Annotated in this window: 16 protein-coding genes; 13 read left to right on the forward strand and 3 right to left on the reverse strand. The window is 38.1% G+C overall.

Features of this window, described 5'->3' with window-relative positions:
• The first annotated feature begins 37 nt into the window (after nucleotides 1–37).
• From ACMZ6U_RS02385 to ACMZ6U_RS02400, 4 genes are all read left to right on the forward strand, one after another.
• Entirely contained in the window at nucleotides 38–1570 is a 1533-nt protein-coding gene (locus ACMZ6U_RS02385; protein WP_416106050.1) for a beta-glucuronidase, read from the forward strand.
• A 119-nt stretch (nucleotides 1571–1689) separates the two neighbouring features.
• Complete coding sequence (locus tag ACMZ6U_RS02390) at nucleotides 1690–2490, forward strand: HAD family hydrolase (protein WP_416106051.1); 801 nt, start codon at nucleotides 1690–1692, stop codon at nucleotides 2488–2490.
• Between the two features lie 10 nt (nucleotides 2491–2500).
• Complete coding sequence (locus ACMZ6U_RS02395) at nucleotides 2501–4303, forward strand: glycoside hydrolase family 3 protein (RefSeq protein WP_416106052.1); 1803 nt, start codon at nucleotides 2501–2503, stop codon at nucleotides 4301–4303.
• 212 nt (nucleotides 4304–4515) lie between these two features.
• Nucleotides 4516–7200 carry a cation-translocating P-type ATPase gene (locus ACMZ6U_RS02400; protein ID WP_416106053.1) on the forward strand — a complete coding sequence of 895 codons (2685 nt, stop codon included), beginning with the start codon at nucleotides 4516–4518 and terminating at the stop codon, nucleotides 7198–7200.
• A 434-nt stretch (nucleotides 7201–7634) separates the two neighbouring features.
• Here ACMZ6U_RS02400 and ACMZ6U_RS02405 read toward each other — a convergent pair whose 3' ends face one another.
• Nucleotides 7635–8492, reverse strand: coding sequence for a metallophosphoesterase family protein (locus ACMZ6U_RS02405; protein ID WP_416106054.1), 858 nt, complete (start codon nucleotides 8490–8492; stop codon nucleotides 7635–7637).
• A 90-nt stretch (nucleotides 8493–8582) separates the two neighbouring features.
• Between ACMZ6U_RS02405 and queG the strand changes: the two genes are divergently transcribed.
• The 9 genes from queG to ACMZ6U_RS02450 all read left to right on the forward strand — a co-directional run bounded on the left by queG (nucleotide 8583) and on the right by ACMZ6U_RS02450 (nucleotide 17287).
• Nucleotides 8583–9701 carry a tRNA epoxyqueuosine(34) reductase QueG gene (queG, locus tag ACMZ6U_RS02410; protein WP_104968178.1) on the forward strand — a complete coding sequence of 373 codons (1119 nt, stop codon included), beginning with the start codon at nucleotides 8583–8585 and terminating at the stop codon, nucleotides 9699–9701.
• Nucleotides 9702–9750: 49 nt separating this feature from the next.
• A protein-coding gene (gene prfB / locus ACMZ6U_RS02415; protein WP_416106055.1) for a peptide chain release factor 2 occupies nucleotides 9751–10846 on the forward strand; the annotation gives its coding sequence in 2 pieces (ribosomal slippage) (nucleotides 9751–9822 and nucleotides 9824–10846; 1095 coding nt in all).
• A 270-nt stretch (nucleotides 10847–11116) separates the two neighbouring features.
• Complete coding sequence (gene ftsE, locus ACMZ6U_RS02420) at nucleotides 11117–11809, forward strand: cell division ATP-binding protein FtsE (RefSeq protein ID WP_104968176.1); 693 nt, start codon at nucleotides 11117–11119, stop codon at nucleotides 11807–11809.
• The gene (gene ftsX, locus ACMZ6U_RS02425) at nucleotides 11802–12734 is read left to right on the forward strand and encodes a permease-like cell division protein FtsX (protein ID WP_416106056.1); all 933 of its coding nucleotides are present in this window, start codon (nucleotides 11802–11804) and stop codon (nucleotides 12732–12734) included. Before ftsE ends, ftsX begins: the two co-directional genes overlap by 8 nt.
• A gap of 292 nt (nucleotides 12735–13026) precedes the next feature.
• Entirely contained in the window at nucleotides 13027–13728 is a 702-nt protein-coding gene (locus tag ACMZ6U_RS02430; protein ID WP_416106057.1) for a lantibiotic protection ABC transporter ATP-binding protein, read from the forward strand.
• A 4-nt stretch (nucleotides 13729–13732) separates the two neighbouring features.
• On the forward strand, nucleotides 13733–14476 hold the full coding sequence (locus ACMZ6U_RS02435) for a lantibiotic immunity ABC transporter MutE/EpiE family permease subunit (protein WP_416106058.1): 744 nt from the start codon (nucleotides 13733–13735) through the stop codon (nucleotides 14474–14476).
• A complete protein-coding gene (locus tag ACMZ6U_RS02440; RefSeq protein WP_416106059.1) occupies nucleotides 14473–15213 on the forward strand; it encodes a lantibiotic immunity ABC transporter MutG family permease subunit in 741 nt (246 codons plus the stop codon). The genes ACMZ6U_RS02435 and ACMZ6U_RS02440 overlap by 4 nt, the downstream gene beginning before the upstream one ends.
• A gap of 56 nt (nucleotides 15214–15269) precedes the next feature.
• The gene (locus tag ACMZ6U_RS02445; RefSeq protein WP_104968171.1) at nucleotides 15270–15929 is read left to right on the forward strand and encodes a response regulator transcription factor; all 660 of its coding nucleotides are present in this window, start codon (nucleotides 15270–15272) and stop codon (nucleotides 15927–15929) included.
• Entirely contained in the window at nucleotides 15920–17287 is a 1368-nt protein-coding gene (locus tag ACMZ6U_RS02450) for a sensor histidine kinase (RefSeq protein WP_416106060.1), read from the forward strand. The genes ACMZ6U_RS02445 and ACMZ6U_RS02450 overlap by 10 nt, the downstream gene beginning before the upstream one ends.
• Nucleotides 17288–17372: 85 nt before the next feature.
• On the opposite strand, the gene ACMZ6U_RS02455 is transcribed toward ACMZ6U_RS02450, so the two are convergent.
• Together ACMZ6U_RS02455 and ACMZ6U_RS02460 are read right to left on the reverse strand one after the other, a co-directional pair.
• On the reverse strand, nucleotides 17373–17528 hold the full coding sequence (locus ACMZ6U_RS02455; RefSeq protein WP_416106061.1) for an alpha/beta hydrolase: 156 nt from the start codon (nucleotides 17526–17528) through the stop codon (nucleotides 17373–17375).
• 232 nt (nucleotides 17529–17760) lie between these two features.
• Entirely contained in the window at nucleotides 17761–18396 is a 636-nt protein-coding gene (locus ACMZ6U_RS02460) for an MBL fold metallo-hydrolase (protein ID WP_416106062.1), read from the reverse strand.
• Nucleotides 18397–18505 lie beyond the last annotated feature (109 nt).

Here is an 18505-nt window from a genome sequence, read left to right on the forward strand (position 1 = left end):
ATGATTGCTCATGGTTTGAAAAGATAAAGGAGTTTTTATGAGTGAAATGATTACATTGGAGCTAGAAAAGCTAGACAAGATACGTGATATAAATCCGCGTTTGGTTTCTTATAATGTTGAGTTTGCAGAAGTGACAGGTGGAACTTTCTGGAAGTCTTATTCAGAAGAGCAAATTGCTGGAACGGAAGATTTTTACGTCGAACCTTCTGATGAAGGAATCGCAGCGATGTATAAGGACCTTATGCAAGAGTATGATCCGATTGATTTATCAAATGAGAAGTTGCGTTATTTGACGAAAGAATTGGGAGAAGCATGGGTACGTGTCTCAGGAACTTGGTCAACCAAAACTTATTACGATTTTGATGGTGAAACTGCTGGAGTACCGCCACAAGGTTATCTTAATGTTTTGACAAAAGAACAGTGGCTGGGTGTTTTAGATTTTGTTAAAGCAGTTGGTGGACACTTGAAAATTTCCATGGCTAACTGTCCCGGTTTACACACGGCGGAGGAACCATGGCATCCGAGTGAGGCTGAAAAAATCTTTGCTCTAAGCCAGTCATATGGTATACCGATAGAAGCTGTTGAATTTGCCAATGAGCCTAATATCCTAGAGGACACTGGATTTCCAAAAGGCTACACAGCAAAACACTATCGCCGTGACCAAGACCTTTTCTTCCAGTGGTTAGATGAGAATTATCCGGATTGCTTAAAAGTAGGACCAAGTTCGACAGGTGGAGATGATATTGTCTTTGGAGATCCAAGTCAGCAAAAAGGTATCGGGGGCATTGAGCAGATTGCTCATAAAATGGTTAACTGTGAAGATTTGTTAGAAGGAACGAAAGTGCCTTTAGATGTCTTTTCTTATCACTACTACAATGGGGTTTCAGAACGTCTGGCTTCTGTAATGCCAGCAGGGCATTGGTCGGTGGAAGCTGCCTTGTCAGAAACCTATTTAGCTGTAGCTTCAAACTTTTGTAAAACCTACCTTCCCCTGCGTGATCGATTCGTTCCGGGGGCAGAAATGTGGGTAACAGAATCTGGTGATGCTGGGGGTGGGGGAAATACTTGGGCATCTACCTATTTAGATGTTCCTCGCACTTTAAATGAAATGGGTACGTTTGCTAAACTCACAAATGGCATTATTTTCCACAATACCTTAGCTTCATCAGATTATGGCTACCTAGCTCGTGAAGTCTTTGATCCAAGACCAAACTATTTTGCGGTGTTGCTCTGGAATCGTTTAATGGGAACGGAAGTTTTTGAGAGTGGTATTCCTATTCAAGAAGGCTCTCATGTATTTGTGCATTCTCGTAAAGATGGTAAAGATGGGAAAGCTATTCTGGTTATCAATAACTCAGAAATTGAAAATACCGTACTATCTCTCAAAAAAGATGCTTTAATTTATCGCTTATCAGGCAGGGAGGGTGACAAACGCTCCAAAGAGATAACCTTGAATGGTGAAGTATTGTCCTTGAGTCAAGATAATAAGTTGCCTAATTTAGAGGGAGAAAAATTCTCTTCAGATCAATTACTTATTAAGCCGACGGAATGCGTGTTTATTTTAGTATAAGAAGATTGAGTTCTTGAGCTCAATTTTTTTATAAAATAACGATTCTATAATTGACAACGCTTGCTTTCGGTGATATATTAAAATCATCGGATGAATTACAGGAATATAGGAGTTGAAATATGTCAAAAAACCAAGAATATGTCTTTTGTGTTGATTCAGATGGCTGTGCGATGGACACAATGACTTACAAACATCAGCTCTTTTTTGGACCTTTAGCGGCAAGATTTTTTGAAGTTGATAATAAAGAAGATTTCCTTGAAAAGTGGGATAATATCAATCTTTACAGTCGAACAAGAGGGGTTAATAGATTTGTCGGTCTCGTCATGGCGTTGGATGGTGTAGGTGTCAAGGGCATTGAGCGTTTAAAGAAATGGGTTAACGCGACAACATCTCTATCTAATGTCTCTTTAGAAAAAGAAGTAATGTCAAATACATCGGATGATTTACAAAAAGCTCTCGACTGGTCTAATGAAGTAAACCGCCAAATCAAAGCTTATGAAGGAGATGCGCTAGCTTTCTCAGGAGCTTTATCCGGGTTAGAAAAATTGCATGAACTAGGTAAAGTTTATGTGGTTAGTTCAGCTAACAAGGAAGCGGTTGAGGAGGAGTGGATTGGTCAAGGACTTATTAATCACATCGATGATCTTTACTGTCAGGACCGTGGAAAAAAAGAAGATGTCATTGCCGCATTGATTAAAGTAGGGTACAGACCAGAAAATATCTTGATGATTGGAGATTCACCAGGAGATCTGGCAGCTGCTGAACAAAACCATGTAGCCTTCTACCCAATTCTAGTTGGAAAAGAAGCTGAATCATGGCAATATCTTGAAGAGACATTTGCAACATCATTTACAATCAAAAATATATCTCCAAAAGAGTTGGAAAATTTGAAAGAAGCATTTTGGAAAAATTTAGATTAGGAGAATTACAATGACACATCTCGTTGATTTACGTAAAAAACCATACAACTTGGACGATAAGGCTATCGCTTGGGTAGAAGAAACCATTGCCAATATGACCTTAGATGAAAAAATTGGTCAATTATTTGTCAATATGGGCTCAAGTAGAAGTGAAGAATATTTGACGCAAGTTATGGAAGATTATAAGTTTGCTGCTGTTCGTTATGCACCAGGACTTGCTGCAGATATTTGGGAGCAGAATTATATTCTTCAAACCAAATCAAAAATTCCAATACTAATTGCGGCCAATACTGAATCAGGTGGTAACGGAGCTGTAACAGATGGCACCAAAATTGGCGATGAGGTAAAAATTGCAGCCACTAACGATCCGAGGTATGCTTATGAACTCGGCCGTATCGCTGGTATTGAAGCTTCTGCAGTAGGCTGTAATGCTTCATTTGCTCCGATCATGGATTTGTCCCGTAACTGGCGTAACCCAATTATTGCCAACCGTACTTGGGGTGCAGAGGTCGAACAAGTTATTACTCTTTCTAAGGAATATATGCGTGGTATTATGGAGAATGGTATCATTCCATTCGCTAAGCATTTCCCAGGAGATGGTATTGATGAACGCGATCATCACTTGTCGTTTGCGCCAAATCCGATGTCCAAGTCTGAATGGATGGAAACTTTCGGTCGTATCTATGTTGAGATGATTGAAGCAGGTTTACCTGGTATTATGGCAGGGCATATTCATCTTCCAAATGTTGAAAAAGAAATGCATCCTGAACGTGATTTGGATGACATGTTACCTGCATCACTGAACAAAACGCTCTTAGATGAATTGTTACGTGGGGAATTAGGATATAACGGTGCTATTGTAACAGATGCTTCACACATGGTTGGGATGACTGCATCCCTCCCAAGACGAGAACTTTTGCCAACTGCTATCGAATCAGGTTGTGATCTGTTCCTCTTCTTCAACGATCCTGATGAAGATGTAAAATGGATGAAAGAAGGCTATGAAAATGGTCTATTATCAGATGAACGTTTGCATGATGCTCTCCGTCGTACTCTAGGCCTTAAAGCAAAACTTGGTCTTCATACTTATGAAGGTCGTCGAGAAGAAATGATGTTACCAAAAGAAGAAGCATTAGCTTTGATTGGTACTGATGAAGCAAAAGAGATTTCTAATCAGGTAGCTGATAAAGCTATCACACTAGTCAAAAATAAGCAGAAAAATCTTTTACCAGTCACACCTGAACGTTATAAACGTATCTTACTAGTAGAGGTGGAAGGTTATAAGGGTGGATTTGGTGCTTTGATTAATCAAGGAAAGAAGCGTGCTTCTGATGCCTTAAAAGAGTTGCTAGAAGCTCGTGGTCATGAGGTTTCTATCTGGGAAAATACAGAAGAACGTATTAAAAAATTACCAGAGGAAGAACGTCCAGCAGCTATTCAAAATGTCTATGCTTCCAAAAGACCAATTTCTGAAATTACAGATCATTACGATTTGATTATTAATTTAGTTGATGTTAATTCAGGAGGGACCACTCAACGTATTATTTGGCCAGCAGCTAAAGGAACACCAGATCAGCCTTTCTATGTACATGAAGTACCTACAGTTGTAGTATCTGTACAACACCCGTTTGCTCTAGCAGATATGCCGCAAGTTGGGACATATATCAATGCCTATGACAGCTTACCAAATACTATTAGTAGTTTGGTTGAAAAACTCTCAGGTGATTCTGAATTTACGGGTGTATCAAGTGTGGATCCTTATTGCGGATTAATTGATACTAAGATATGGCATTCGACTGAAATGGGAAGATAGTTCCCATTTAACTTGAGTCAAATTATTGATTTTGTTATAATTGTATCCATCAAGGGAGTAGCCGACGATTGTTATCTTGCTTTTGTGAGATATTACAGTCGTGATTATGTCGTCATTTCGAAACAGTTGTTTCCGGCATAGTCTTAATTTGCGAGACTTGTTTAAAAAATAAACAGGTCTTTTTCTATTAGTGAAAGACCAAGGAGGAAAAAGTGTCAAAAGAACAGAAACGTCAAGCGTTTTATACTCAATCTGAAGACGCTGTTCTAGAAGCTCTAGAGACCAGTAAAAAAGGTTTAACTAGTGCACAAGTGGAGCAACGTTTAGCTGAATTCGGTCGTAATGAATTAGAAGAAGCTGAAAAGCGTACTATTCTTCAAAAATTCTTGGATCAGTTCAAAGATTTGATGATTATTATCTTGTTAGTAGCTGCAGCTCTCTCTGTATTGACAGAAGGTATGCACGGTTTGACAGATGCTTTAATCATCTTGTTAGTTGTAGTGCTTAACGCAGCTTTCGGTGTTTACCAAGAAGGTCAGGCAGAAGCTGCAATTGATGCGCTTAAATCTATGTCAAGCCCATTAGCTCGAGTTCGTCGCGATGGTCATGTCAAAGAAGTGGATTCTAAGGAATTGGTTCCTGGTGATGTCGTCTTGCTCGAAGCAGGGGATGTTGTACCTGCTGATATGCGCCTACTAGAAGCAAGTTCTTTAAAAATTGAGGAAGCTGCTTTGACAGGGGAATCAGTACCAGTTGAAAAAAATCTCTCTGTTGAATTGGCAGAAGATGCTGGTATTGGTGATCGTGTCAATATGGGTTATCAAAACTCTAACGTTACTTATGGTCGCGGACTTGGCGTGGTTACCAATACAGGGATGTTTACAGAAGTTGGTCATATTGCTAACATGCTTCAAAACGCTGATGAATCGGATACACCGTTGAAGCAAAACTTACACCATCTTTCTAAGGTGTTAACATTTGCCATTTTGGTTATTGCAGCGATTACATTTATCGTATCTGTTTTTGTCCGTGGAGAAGCTCCGTTAAATTCATTGATGACTGCTGTTGCATTGGCGGTTGCTGCGATTCCAGAAGGTCTTCCTGCGGTTGTGACGGTTGTTCTTTCCATGGGAACACAAGTCCTTGCAAAACGTAATGCGATCATTAGACAATTACCAGCAGTTGAGACGCTTGGTTCAACTGAAATTATTGCTTCTGATAAAACTGGTACCCTAACCATGAATCAGATGACTGTTGAAAAAATTTATACTAATGGTCAATTGCAAGATGCGACAGATGATTTGGAGCATTCAAATATGACGCTTCGTATCATGAACTTTGCCAATGATACGAAGATTGATCAATCTGGTAAATTGATTGGTGATCCTACAGAGACAGCGCTTGTGCAATTTGGTTTGGATCATAACTTTGATGTCCGCGATGTGTTGAAAGAAGAGCCACGTGTTGGTGAACTTCCATTTGATTCAGATCGTAAATTGATGTCGACCATTCACCGTCTAGCAGATGGCAAACATTTGGTGGCTGTTAAAGGTGCTCCCGATCAGTTGCTTAAGCGCGTGACGCAAATCGAAGAGAATGGAACGATTCGTCCGATTACTGAAGCAGATAAAGAAGCTATCCTTACTACTAACAAAACGTTAGCTAAACAAGCACTTCGTGTCCTTATGATGGCTTACAAGTATGACGATAATGTTCCAACTTTAGAAACTGAAGTTGTTGAAAATAATTTAGTATTCTCAGGTCTTGTAGGTATGATTGATCCTGAACGTCCAGAAGCTGCAGCGGCGGTTAAAGTGGCTAAAGAAGCTGGTATTCGTCCAATCATGATTACTGGTGACCACCAAGATACAGCAGAAGCTATCGCTAAACGTCTTGGTATTATTGATCCTAACGATACAGAAGATCATGTCTTTACAGGTGCTGAACTGAATGAATTATCAGATGAAGAGTTCCAAAAAGTCTTCCAACAATATTCTGTTTATGCTCGTGTATCACCTGAACATAAGGTTCGTATCGTGAAAGCTTGGCAAAATGAAGGTAAGGTTGTAGCCATGACTGGTGATGGTGTTAATGATGCACCATCGCTTAAAACAGCGGATATTGGTATCGGTATGGGTATTACTGGTACAGAAGTTTCTAAAGGTGCTTCTGATATGGTTCTTGCGGATGATAACTTTGCAACAATCATTGTCGCCGTTGAAGAAGGGCGTAAGGTCTTCTCTAATATTCAGAAAACAGTTCAATACCTTCTATCGGCTAACATTGCTGAAGTATTGTCTATCTTCTTAGCTACTCTATTTGGATGGGATGTTCTGGAGCCAGTTCACCTTCTTTGGATTAACTTGGTAACAGATACCCTTCCAGCGATTGCGCTTGGTATGGAACCTGCTGAACCAGGTGTTATGAGTCACAAACCTCGTGGACGTAATTCAAGCTTCTTCTCAGGTGGTGTTCTGGGAGCAGTTGTTTATCAAGGCCTCTTCCAAGCTGCTCTCGTTCTAGGTGTCTATGGATATGGAATCATTAATCCAGCCCATGATACTTATCATGAAATTCACGCAGACGCCCTCACTATGGCTTATGCAACTCTTGGAATGATTCAGTTGGTGCATGCTTTTAACGTTAAGTCTGTTTACCAATCTGTTTTCACAGTTGGACCATTTAAAAACAAAACCTTTAACTGGGCTATTCTTGGGTCATTGGTACTCTTAGTTATGACTCTGACAGTACCATTCCTTGAGAAGATTTTCCATGTGACGCACTTGGAATTATCACAGTGGACTGTTGTTTTAATTGGTAGTTTTGCTATGCTTGTGCTTGTTGAAATTGTTAAAGCTGTTCAACGTGCCTTGGGAATGGATAAAAATGCTATCTAATCAATAGAAATAGAAAAATCAGATTCAATGACGAATCTGATTTTTTTATTGGAGTCATAACAAATTCATAACTGGAGCTGAGTCAACTTTTCAAGAGTAGACGGAACTCTTGAAAAGAGGAAAGTCGTGGTTTTCAGAGTTACGCTATTGCTAATTGTGATAAGGAAAAGAGATAGTCTATTGTCGTCTCCCGATAATGACTGTGGAGACTTCATGAGCTTTATCTTGAATGGTTTTTGATACAAGTTTAACACTAGAAAAGTGATATTTCCTTGGAGGATAAGGGTCTGTTTGACCTTCTTTATCTATTCCTAGATTTTTGAAGATGACAAGAAAAATAGTAGTTAGTTGCTTTCATGGGGCCATGAATTATGATTATTGTTACAAGTCTATCCCTCAATTGTAGCTTGTATGGTGAAGGAGCGGTCAGAAGGTTAGAAATCAAAGACAGTTACAGATTTGCGAAATTCTTCTTTAAGCTGTTTTTTAGTGTAGTTCTGGTAGTCTGGCAATATTTTGACCAAATGATAGCGTTTGGATAGGTTCCATGTGCCTGTAGGATTAAGTTCAGGGTGTTGGTTGACATAATCGATGGTTAAGTCCCATTCACGTCTATATCCTAAAGGTCTGGAGTGATAGTTGATACCATCAATCTTTTGGCTGCCATAGGAACGGTGGGCGTGTCCGAAAACCACGTCTTTGATGTGATGTTTGATAAATACACCGTGGAAGGCTTGGCTTCCCAAAAAGGCGTTGAAGGGGAGGAATTTGGGATGGGTCATGAGAAAATTTTGGTGGGGAACAAAGTGCATTGCTACTAAATCAAGGTCAGGATGATTCGTTAGTATCTCATCTAGTCGTCGTAGTGCTTCTTTGGTAATACTACTATCGGAAGCCTGTCTATCCAAGCGTCTATCAAACCAGAAACGATTTTTAAAGACTAAGTTTTGTTCCTTGGTTCTTTCTGGATAAAAACTGTAGTCGTACCAGCCGTGGAAGGCTAGGAATTTTTGACCATCAATCTCATGAATCTTGAAGTCTAAATACTCAATATCAGTTTCAGTCAGATCTAACATATCATGATTGCCAAGGTTATAGGTGATAGGGAAATGCTGTTTGAGTGTTTCTAGGAAAGGAAGCGATACTTGGTAGTGGTGATTGGAGATGTCGCCAGCGATATGAAGGTGGTCAATACCTTCTCCCTTGAGGAGGTCGATGAGGGTATTGGTTTCAAAGTCGGTAAAGTTGTTGAGGTCAATGTGGAGGTCACTCATGAAAGCTAATGTTGTCATGTCTCTATTGTATCTTTTTTGAGGCGATTTGACACAAACTTGTTACTGATCTGACTTGCTATCAACATGATTTTTCCTTAAAATAGTAGTATGGATATTAAGGTGGAAATTCAAAAACTTGCTAAGGAAATTGGCATTTCAAAGATTGGGTTTACGACTGCCGATGATTTTGGTTATTTGGAGAAAACCTTACGAGCTGGTGTCGAGGAGGGCCGGACGACTGGTTTTGAGCATAAGGTCATTGAGGAGCGAATAAAGCCTAAGTTGTCTTTGGAATCTGCTAAGACCATTATCTCAATCGCTGTCGCTTATCCTAATAAACTGCCCGTTAAACCGCCTAAAACCCAGTATAAACGTGGGAAAATCACTCCTAATTCATGGGGCTTAGATTATCACTATGTCCTTCAAGATAAGCTCAATCGCTTGGCTAAAGGGATTGAAGAGTTGACGGAGAATTTTGAATACAAGGGTATGGTGGACACGGGGGCTCTTGTAGATACTGCAGTAGCCAAACGTGCTGGTATCGGTTTTATCGGTAAAAATGGTCTGGTGATTTCTAAGGAATTCGGCTCTTATATGTACTTAGGGGAGTTGATTACCAACTTAGAGATTGAGCCGGATCAAGAAGTGGACTACGGTTGTGGTGACTGTACTCGCTGCTTAGAAGCTTGCCCGACCTCTTGCCTTATCGGTGATGGAACCATGAATGCTCGTCGTTGTTTGTCTTTCCAAACTCAAGATAAGGGCATGATGGACATGGAGTTTCGTAAGAAAATCAAAACCGTTATTTATGGCTGTGATATTTGTCAGATTTGTTGTCCTTATAATCGTGGAATTGATAATCCTCTTGCTAGTGAGATTGATCCAGAACTAGCTCATCCTGAGTTGATTCCATTTTTGGAGTTGACTAACAAATCCTTCAAAGAACAATTCGGCATGATTGCAGGTTCTTGGCGTGGGAAAAATATTTTGCAGCGTAATGCTATTATTGCTTTGGCTAATGCTCATGACCGTAGTGCGGTGGTTAAGTTAGTGGAGATTATTGATAAGAATAATAATCCCATTCATACTGCGACAGCCATTTGGGCACTGGGTGAGATTATTAAAAAACCAGATGAGGCCATGCTTGATTTTATGCGCAGCCTTTCTCTAAAAGAAGAAGATAGTCTCAAAGAGTTGGAATTGGTTCGTCAGAAATGGCAATTTTAAGGGCTTTATGCTAGAATGGATAAGATTACATTCAGATAAGGAGTTTATCATGGAAATCGCTGAAATGCGTCAAAAAATAGTAGAAAACAAAGAGAAGTTGACTAGCTTCAGGAGGTCTCTTTGACTTAGATCGTTTGGAGGAGGACATTGCGCTTCTTGAAAACCGAATGACTGAGCCAGACTTCTGGAATGATAATATTGCTGCTCAAAAAACGTCGCAAGAGTTGAATGAGCTTAAGCAAACTTATGAAACTTTCCACAATATGGAGGAGCTGTCTGAGGAGACGGAACTTTATATGGAAATGTTAGAAGAGGATGATTCTGTTCAAGAAGAGTTGGAAGACAATCTTGAAAAGCTAGATAAAATCATGGCTAGCTACGAGATGACGCTTCTTTTATCGGAACCGTACGATTCTAACAATGCTATCATGGAAATTCACCCAGGTTCTGGCGGAACCGAGGCACAAGATTGGGCTGAGATGCTCTTTCGCATGTATACGCGTTTTGGAAATGCCAAGGGCTACAAGGTGGAGACCTTGGATTACCAAGCCGGTGATGAAGCGGGTATCAAGTCTGTCACCCTTTCTTTTGAAGGACCTAATGCCTATGGTTTCTTGAAATCTGAGATGGGTGTTCATCGCTTAGTGCGTATTTCGCCTTTTGACTCAGCTAAACGTCGCCACACATCCTTTACTTCTGTAGAGGTTATGCCTGAGTTGGATGATACCATTGAAGTTGAGATTCGCGATGATGACATCAAAATGGATACTTTCCGTTCAGGTGGTGCTGGTGGACAGAACGTTAACAAGGTGTCCACAGGTGTTCGTTTGACCCACATTCCAACTGGAATTGTGGTGGCTTCAACGGTTGATCGTACCCAATATGGTAACCGAGATCGTGCTATGAAGATGTTGCAAGCTAAACTTTACCAAATGGAACAGGAGAAAAAAGCGCAAGAAGTGGATGCTCTCAAAGGTGACAAGAAAGAAATCACTTGGGGAAGTCAAATTCGCTCTTATGTTTTCACACCTTACACTATGGTAAAAGATCACCGTACTAATTTTGAAGTAGCTCAAGTTGATAAGGTCATGGATGGTGATATTGAAGGCTTTATCGACGCTTACCTCAAGTGGCGTATGGATTAATGATTAACATGAAGAGGTGACTAACCTCCTATTTTATCGGAAGTTTTCGATGAATAGAATTATCTCTTTGTATCTTATGAAAGGAATTGGGCACAGCCCTTAGGCTTGTTTCATGATTCCTATAACTTATAGAAAGGAATGGATACGGGTTCAAGAAAAATTGAACTCGAGCTAAAAGCTAGCGAAAAAAGATAGCCTTCCTCATATGCAGGCATATGTCGTCACGCTCCTATTTTTCGTCTGCCTTTAATGCTCTTAGTATCTTAATTTATGGCTTTAATTGAATTAAAGGATGTTTCTAAGAAATATCGTCGCTCTACAACGGCCCTTCGTCATGTCAGTGTCTCTGTTAATCAGGGTGAATTTGTTTACATCGTTGGTCCTTCTGGAGCTGGTAAATCAACATTTATCAAACTATTGTACCGTGAGGAAAAATTATCTAGCGGCTCTCTCAAAGTTGGAGAATTTAACTTGGCTAAAATGAAAAAACGCCAAGTACCACTTTTGCGTCGCTCCATTGGTGTGGTTTTCCAAGACTATAAACTTTTGGAACGTAAGACTGTCTATGAAAATGTTGCTTTTGCCATGGAAGTTATTGGTGAAAAGCGTAAACATATCAAAAAGCGTGTGACAGAAGTCTTGGAACTTGTTGGTCTTAAACATAAAATGCGTTCCTTCCCAAATCAGTTGTCTGGTGGGGAGCAGCAGCGTGTTGCTATTGCGCGTGCTATTGTTAACAATCCTAAGGTGTTGATTGCGGATGAACCAACTGGGAACTTGGACCCCGAAATTTCTATGGAAATTATGCAGGTGCTTGAGCGTATCAATCTTCAGGGAACAACTGTTTTGATGGCGACTCACAATTCGCAAATTGTTAACAGTTTGCGTCATCGTGTGATTGCTATTGAAGATGGTAAGATTGTTCGTGATGAAGAGGAAGGAGAGTACGGCTATAATGATTAGAAACTTTTTCAGACATTTATGGGCATCCATCAAGAGTTTAAAACGTAATGGATGGATGACTTTTGCAGCCATGTCAACAGTATCTATTACCTTGATTTTAGTAGGTCTTTTTGCTGGTGTTCTTCTTAATACAGAAAAATTAGCTTCAGGAATCGAGGACAATATTCAAGTCAATGTTTTCTTGAATGTGGATTCGACAGATGCCCAGGAAACCGTCAAAGATAGTTCAGGAAAGACAATTGTCAACAAGGACTATCATAAGATTTACGACCAATTGAAAGACATTGAGGGCGTAAAAGCTATTGATTATTCAAGTAAAGATGAGCAGTTAGAAGATTTGAAAGCTAAGATGGGGGATTCCTTCTCAGAAGTCTTTGATGATGACGCTAACCCACTCTATGATGTTTACTATGTGAAAACCAAATCACCTGAAGATGTTAAGAAAGTAGCGCGTGCAGCAGAACAGCTAGGTGGCATCGACTCGGTTGAGTATGGTGGAGCTGATACTGATCGTATTTTCAATCTAGCGAAAATGGTACGTATTTGGGGACTTGTAGGAACTGCAATCTTGATTTTAGTGGCTATTTTCCTTATTTCAAATACCATTCGTGTTACGATTTTCTCACGTAGCCGAGATATTGAAATTATGCGCTTGGTAGGTGCTAAGAATTCTTACATCCGTGGACCATTCTTCTTTGAGGGTGCTTGGATTGGCTTGCTTGGTTCCATCCTTCCAGCAGCCTTGAGTTCTTATCTCTACATCATTGCTTATAACTACTTGATGAAAGGCCTTGTGCAACAAAATCTCAGCCTCTACAAACCGGACTTAGCTATTCCAGTTGGCGTGGTCGCAATGGTTGCTATCGGAATCATCATCGGATCACTAGGATCAGTGCTATCAATGAGACGCTTCTTAAAAATCTAAGAAAGTGTGACCTTATAGACATATCACTATCAGATTTACTGATAACCTTACTATTTTCCTACCGATCGCTGTTTTGGCACTTATCTTAACGCCCTTTAGCAGGTCATGGATGTGCAAAAAAGGTGATGCTGTCATTGAAGTTGAGTATCAGAAGCGGTTTGGGGATGAGGAATGACACAACTAAATATGAGTAAAGCAGACAAAGTAATATTTGTCTGTTTTTTTGATTTCCTTATAAAATCTTTAAACTTTTTTACTATACTGATGTTGAAAAAGAAAGGAACTTTATAATATGAATAAATATATTTTAGAGACCAATAAATTAACAAGAGTATTTGGAAAACAAAGAGCTGTTAATAACATATCTATAAAAATTGAAGAAAATACAGTTTATGGTTTACTTGGTCCTAATGGTGCTGGAAAATCAACACTTTTAAAGATGCTTACAGGTATGCTTCACAAAACGTCTGGCGAAATACAGTTTGAAGGACACAGTTGGAGCCGAAATGATTTGTCGGATATTGGAGCATTGATAGAGATGCCAGCATTGTATGAGAATTTAACAGCTAGAGAAAATTTAAAAGTAAGAGCTCTTTTACTTGGATTACCTGATAAAAGAATCGATGAAGTGCTGGCAATAGTTGATTTAAAAAATACTGGAAAAAAGAAGAGTGGTCAATTTTCTTTAGGAATGAAACAAAGATTAGGTATAGCTATAGCCTTGTTAAACCATCCTAAATTACTGATATTAGATGAACCTACAAATGGACTAGATCCGCTTGGTATTCAAGAATTACGTGATTTAATAAGGAGTTTTCCTAAAAAAGGGATAACAGTCATCTTATCTAGTCACATCTTAGCAGAAGTAGAACATATTGCCGAACATATAGGGATTATTCATGAGGGAGAATTAAAATATCAAGATCGTATCCATCATGACAGCAATTTAGAAGAGCTCTTTATGACGGTTATCGCTAATGAGAGTGAGGTGTAAATTAATGAAGCGCTATATTCATGCTGAAAATTTAAAGAATAAACGTACTTTTTTGATAAAATTACCTTTAATTGCTCCTATCATTGCTGTTCTACATGCCTTTGTATTAATGCCTTTTTATTTTACAGTTAATGCATACAATTGGTGGTATGTCATTTTAATGCCTGCGACGTTTGCCCTAATACCTGCTTTGATGCACAGAAAAGAAGATAAAAAACTCAATTACAGAGGCATTTTTCCTTTGGATATTAATTTAAAAAAAGTTTGGGTGGCAAAAATTGTAATAACTTTTACTTATATGGGTCTGACAACATTATGTCATTTACTATATGTCTTAATTTTTCAATGGTTTGTTGGAAGAGAATTGTCGCCTGACTACAGCATTGTAACTTTATTTTTTGCAAGTTTACTATTGCTTTTAACAAACATTTGGCAGATTCCATGGTGCTTCTTTTTAGCTAAAAAATTTGGTCTTGTCGTTAGTATTGTTGGAAATGCTATCATAGGTTTAGGGCTAGGAATTTTAGTGTCTGATACTTCTATGTGGCTGTATTGTCCTTATTCTTGGGGACTTAGGCTGATGGTACCAGTCTTACATATTCTTCCAAATGGTGTTCCAACAGACCTATCAAACCCAATGAGTACCAGTACGTCATTATGGCTACCTTGTCTCTTATCAATATGTCTGTTTTATATATTGACAATTTCAACTGCAAATTGGTTTTCAAAGCAGGAGGTGACATCATGATGAATATAGTAAAGTCAGAATTTCTAAAATTAAAGCATACCTGGATTTTAGAAGCTCATATATTTTTACCAATTTTATATGCTCTGATTTTCTACGTGGCAAGCCAATTTACGAGTTTAAAAAATTTTGATAATGACGTTATCATAGAAAATTATTTAGTCCTTCTTGGAGTAGTTCTTCCAATCATTTGTGGCGTTATAACATCTAAAGTTATAGATATGGAAGCAAATGCAGGTCGATTTCAAGTCATCCTATCTACTACAAAATCTCGGAGTAAAACTTATATCGGAAAATTAATAGTGTTATTGGTTAATTTATTAATCTCTGTCAGTCTTTCCATCACAGTCTTTTCTTTGCTTTTTGGTCATCAGTCTCCAATAATCTGTCTCATTGAAGTGTTATGTCTTACCGGTGGAGCCACAACAATTTATATGATTCATCTATTGGTATCGATGAACTTCGGGAGCGGAGTCTCAATTGGACTAGGGTTTGTAGAGACATTGCTTGCTTTACTTTCAATGACCGCTATTGGTGATAACATTTGGTATTTTTTGCCAGGTACTTGGTCATCAAGGTTAGCTGCTACCTATATTGTCGGCACCAATTTTAGTGATCAAACTTATTTATATAGAGAATTAAATACTTGGCTTTATGTGTCTCTTCCTTTGACTCTGCTTATTTTTGAGGGATCGGTAAAATGGTTTAATTCTTGGGATGGAAATCCTTTTATTGATTGATGAGTCAAATAGAAAATGTAGTATAATAAATTGATAGCGTTTTAGGAGGAGTTTTAGTGGCAAATATTTTAGTTGTTGATGATGAATATGATTTGTTAGTTCTTGTGAAAAATATTTTAAAAAAGAATAATCATCTTGTTGAAATCTTGCAAAATCCTTTAGACCTAAATACTGATACTTTGACCAAATTTGATTTAATTTTACTTGATGTTATGATGCCAGGGATTGATGGTTTTAGTCTTTGTAAAAAAATCCGTAGCAAAGTGGACTGTCCTATCCTCTTCTTAACAGCTAAGACAATGGAAGAGGATATTGTAGAAGGGCTATTAAATGGAGGAGATGATTATATCACAAAGCCATTTGGTGTCCATGAATTATTGGCAAGAGTTGAAGCACATCTACGAAGGGAGAAAAGAGAAAAACATTTGAATTTAAACTTAGGTAGAATTCACTTTAATTTATCTTCTAATGAAGTATTTGTGAATAATGAAAAAATCAAACTAACAAAGGCTGAGTATCGTATTTTAGAATTGTTAGCTAGACGAAAAGGTCAGGTTTTTTCTAGAGAACAAATCTATGAAACTATTTTTGGATTTGATAGTACCGGTAATTCTTCTACTATTTCGGAACATATTAAAAATATAAGAGCTAAATTTCAAAAATACGAAGAATATCCTATTGAGACAGTTTGGGGAATTGGTTATAAATGGCATTAAATAAAAAAGGACAAACTCTGAAAGTCATTTTTCTCAAATATTTAGGGAGTGTTGGGATCGGCTTAGTCATAGCTATAGGAGTTTCATTACTTACCTTTATTACTTTTTATCAAACGGGATTAATCATTCCTGCAAATGAAACGGAAAATCAAATAATAGACAATAAAACAGCAATTTTACACCAAAAGAAATTTGATGATAGTTTAATTCCTGATAAAGCAAGCTATATTTATCTGAATTTAGACGGTGAAATTCTTCAGTCTAATATGACTAAAGAAAATGAAATTAAGGCAATCCATTTTCACAATAGAAAAGAAATCTCAACGCCCAAATCATCATTTATAGAATATAAGAGACCTGATGGTTACATTATTATCAATTATCAACTTGAGCCGCATTATTCAATTAATTGGATGAATGATTATTTTCCTAAAATTAACTTTTTATTTGCCAGTTTACTAATCGTTTTCTGTTTTATCAGCACTTTTTTAGTCACTCTTTTCTGGGCTAAGTACATGACAAAGCAATTAATCCCTATGATGGAAGCATCACAGAAAATAGCTCAACAAAATCTTGATATTGAGATTAGTTTTTCAAAAATTAGAGAGTTTAATGATGTTTTGAATAGTATTGACAACATGAAACTGGCTTTGAGTCTATCGTTAAAAGAAAATTGGCTTCAAGAGGAGGAAAAAAGAAATCAAATATCAGCATTAACACATGACCTCAAAACGCCTACAGCTATTGTGAAAGGTAATGCTGAATTATTAAGTGAAACTGATTTAACCGAAGAGCAGTCAGAGTATGTTTCTTTTATTATTAAAAACATGAACCGTATTTCAGAATATACCAAAACTTTAATGACGGTAAATCAATCAATTAAAGAGTTGGATTTTTCACTAGAAAAAGTCTCAATGACAGATTTTATTGAAAGAGTAAGACTTATCGCAAGTGAGATAGTAGAAATTAACGGAAGGTTATTGAAAGAAGATATTGATGTTGACAATAATATTCTATTGATTGATTTAGTGCTTTTTGAAAGAGCTTTTCAAAATCTGTTAAATAATGCCATTCAATATTCTCCAGATAATGCTCCTATTGAAATAATGATAGAAACTGCTACTAATAAATTGTACCTATCTGTGATTGACCAGGGTTCGGGATTTTCTTTAGAAGATTTGGCACATGGGGTACAACAATTTTATCGTGGTGATAAAAGTAGGCATTCATCGGATAACTACGGTTTAGGGTTATACATAGCATCTCAGATTATGCAATCCCATAACGGCGAATTAATATTAGAAAATAATCTTGCTAAAGATGGAGCGAAAGTCACATTGGTATTTCCATTGTTGTAATCTTCCTCCGAGCTCACTAAAAAACGGCACCTTAATGGGTGTCGTTTTCGTGTGTTTTGATAAAGTTGTTCATCATCTGAACTAATTATTGGCGTTGTTGGGTTCTGGAAATGCTTGCTTTGCCGTCTTTAGCCTGTCTGCCATAATTGCAAAATCCAGCATGACTGCCACCCTCGATTGTTACATAAGTGGTATTGTTAGTTAAGCGACTTTTGGCTTTTTGACTCAAAGAAACAGCCAAGGATGCATAGGCTTCTTCCTCAACTAGTGTGCCCTCTGATAGAAAATCACTGATGCCTTGGTTTTTCCTTGTGTCTTGAAGTAAAGACTGTGGTCAAGTGATCTGGCTTCGTGGGTCATTTTCTCAGCAGTAGCGCTAGCCTGATAGGTTTTAGCTTTAACAAAAATCAAGAGACCAGATATAGCTATCAAGATTAGTAGGGATAAGCTTAAGAGAATTTTCTAAAATCGTCTCATTGAAAGTAGGGGTTAACGTTTTTTTCGTGGGCGATGGTTGTGCTTTGGCCATGCCCGGGGTGAACGGCAAAATGATTTGGCTGGGTGAAAAGTTCTTGACGAATGCCTGAAATGAGGTCATCAAAATTTCCTGTTGGCAGATCGGTTCGTCCAATGGTTTCTTTAAAGAGGGCATCACCAGAAAAAATGGCTTCTTCTTCAGTGAAAATGAAGGAAACACTACCCCAAGAATGTCCCGGAGTTGGCACAACTGTAAAGTTGAAATCGCCGATAACATAGTGTTTACGGAGCTCAAAGATATGTTCAGCTGGCGCTACAATGACGTCATCCATATCGTCATGTCGTGGGAGACCTGATAGGTTATCGACAGGAGATTGTAACCAAGAAGCTTCTTTTTCAGAAACATAAAGTGGGGGCTGATTGAAGTGTTTGCGGACAGCTTCAACGCTTAAGATATGGTCATAGTGGGTATGGGTCAAGAGAATGGCAAAGACAGGTTTGTCTAGGTCCTTGATACGCTTTTCAATTTTTGTCCAATCGCTGCCTGGGTCAATGACCAGGAGTTCTGTTTCGGATTCTAATAAATAGGTGTTTTCGCCGGCTACGGTATTATAAATTTTATGTGTTTTCATAGTCTTAGTGTATCAAAAAAATAAGGTGAAGGGTATTTTTGACTATTATTTTTGTTGTTTTCTCTATTTTCTTTATTTTCTGAAAAATATATGGATTTTTCGATATGAC

This window comes from Streptococcus pluranimalium (genome assembly GCF_047785745.1).
In the GTDB taxonomy this organism is placed as follows: Bacteria; Bacillota; Bacilli; order Lactobacillales; family Streptococcaceae; genus Streptococcus; species Streptococcus pluranimalium_B.

Excerpts from the sequence above, each read along its gene's own strand:
- ACMZ6U_RS02385 (WP_416106050.1), top strand. The coding sequence starts at position 38 with ATGAGTGAAATGATTACATTGGAGCTAGAAAAGCTAGACAAGATACGT.
- ACMZ6U_RS02390 (WP_416106051.1), top strand. The coding sequence starts at position 1,690 with ATGTCAAAAAACCAAGAATATGTCTTTTGTGTTGATTCAGATGGCTGT.
- ACMZ6U_RS02395 (WP_416106052.1), top strand. The coding sequence starts at position 2,501 with ATGACACATCTCGTTGATTTACGTAAAAAACCATACAACTTGGACGAT.
- ACMZ6U_RS02405 (WP_416106054.1), bottom strand. The coding sequence starts at position 8,492 with ATGACAACATTAGCTTTCATGAGTGACCTCCACATTGACCTCAACAAC.
- queG (WP_104968178.1), top strand. The coding sequence starts at position 8,583 with ATGGATATTAAGGTGGAAATTCAAAAACTTGCTAAGGAAATTGGCATT.
- ftsE (WP_104968176.1), top strand. The coding sequence starts at position 11,117 with ATGGCTTTAATTGAATTAAAGGATGTTTCTAAGAAATATCGTCGCTCT.
- ftsX (WP_416106056.1), top strand. The coding sequence starts at position 11,802 with ATGATTAGAAACTTTTTCAGACATTTATGGGCATCCATCAAGAGTTTA.
- ACMZ6U_RS02430 (WP_416106057.1), top strand. The coding sequence starts at position 13,027 with ATGAATAAATATATTTTAGAGACCAATAAATTAACAAGAGTATTTGGA.
- ACMZ6U_RS02435 (WP_416106058.1), top strand. The coding sequence starts at position 13,733 with ATGAAGCGCTATATTCATGCTGAAAATTTAAAGAATAAACGTACTTTT.
- ACMZ6U_RS02440 (WP_416106059.1), top strand. The coding sequence starts at position 14,473 with ATGATGAATATAGTAAAGTCAGAATTTCTAAAATTAAAGCATACCTGG.
- ACMZ6U_RS02450 (WP_416106060.1), top strand. The coding sequence starts at position 15,920 with ATGGCATTAAATAAAAAAGGACAAACTCTGAAAGTCATTTTTCTCAAA.
- ACMZ6U_RS02460 (WP_416106062.1), bottom strand. The coding sequence starts at position 18,396 with ATGAAAACACATAAAATTTATAATACCGTAGCCGGCGAAAACACCTAT.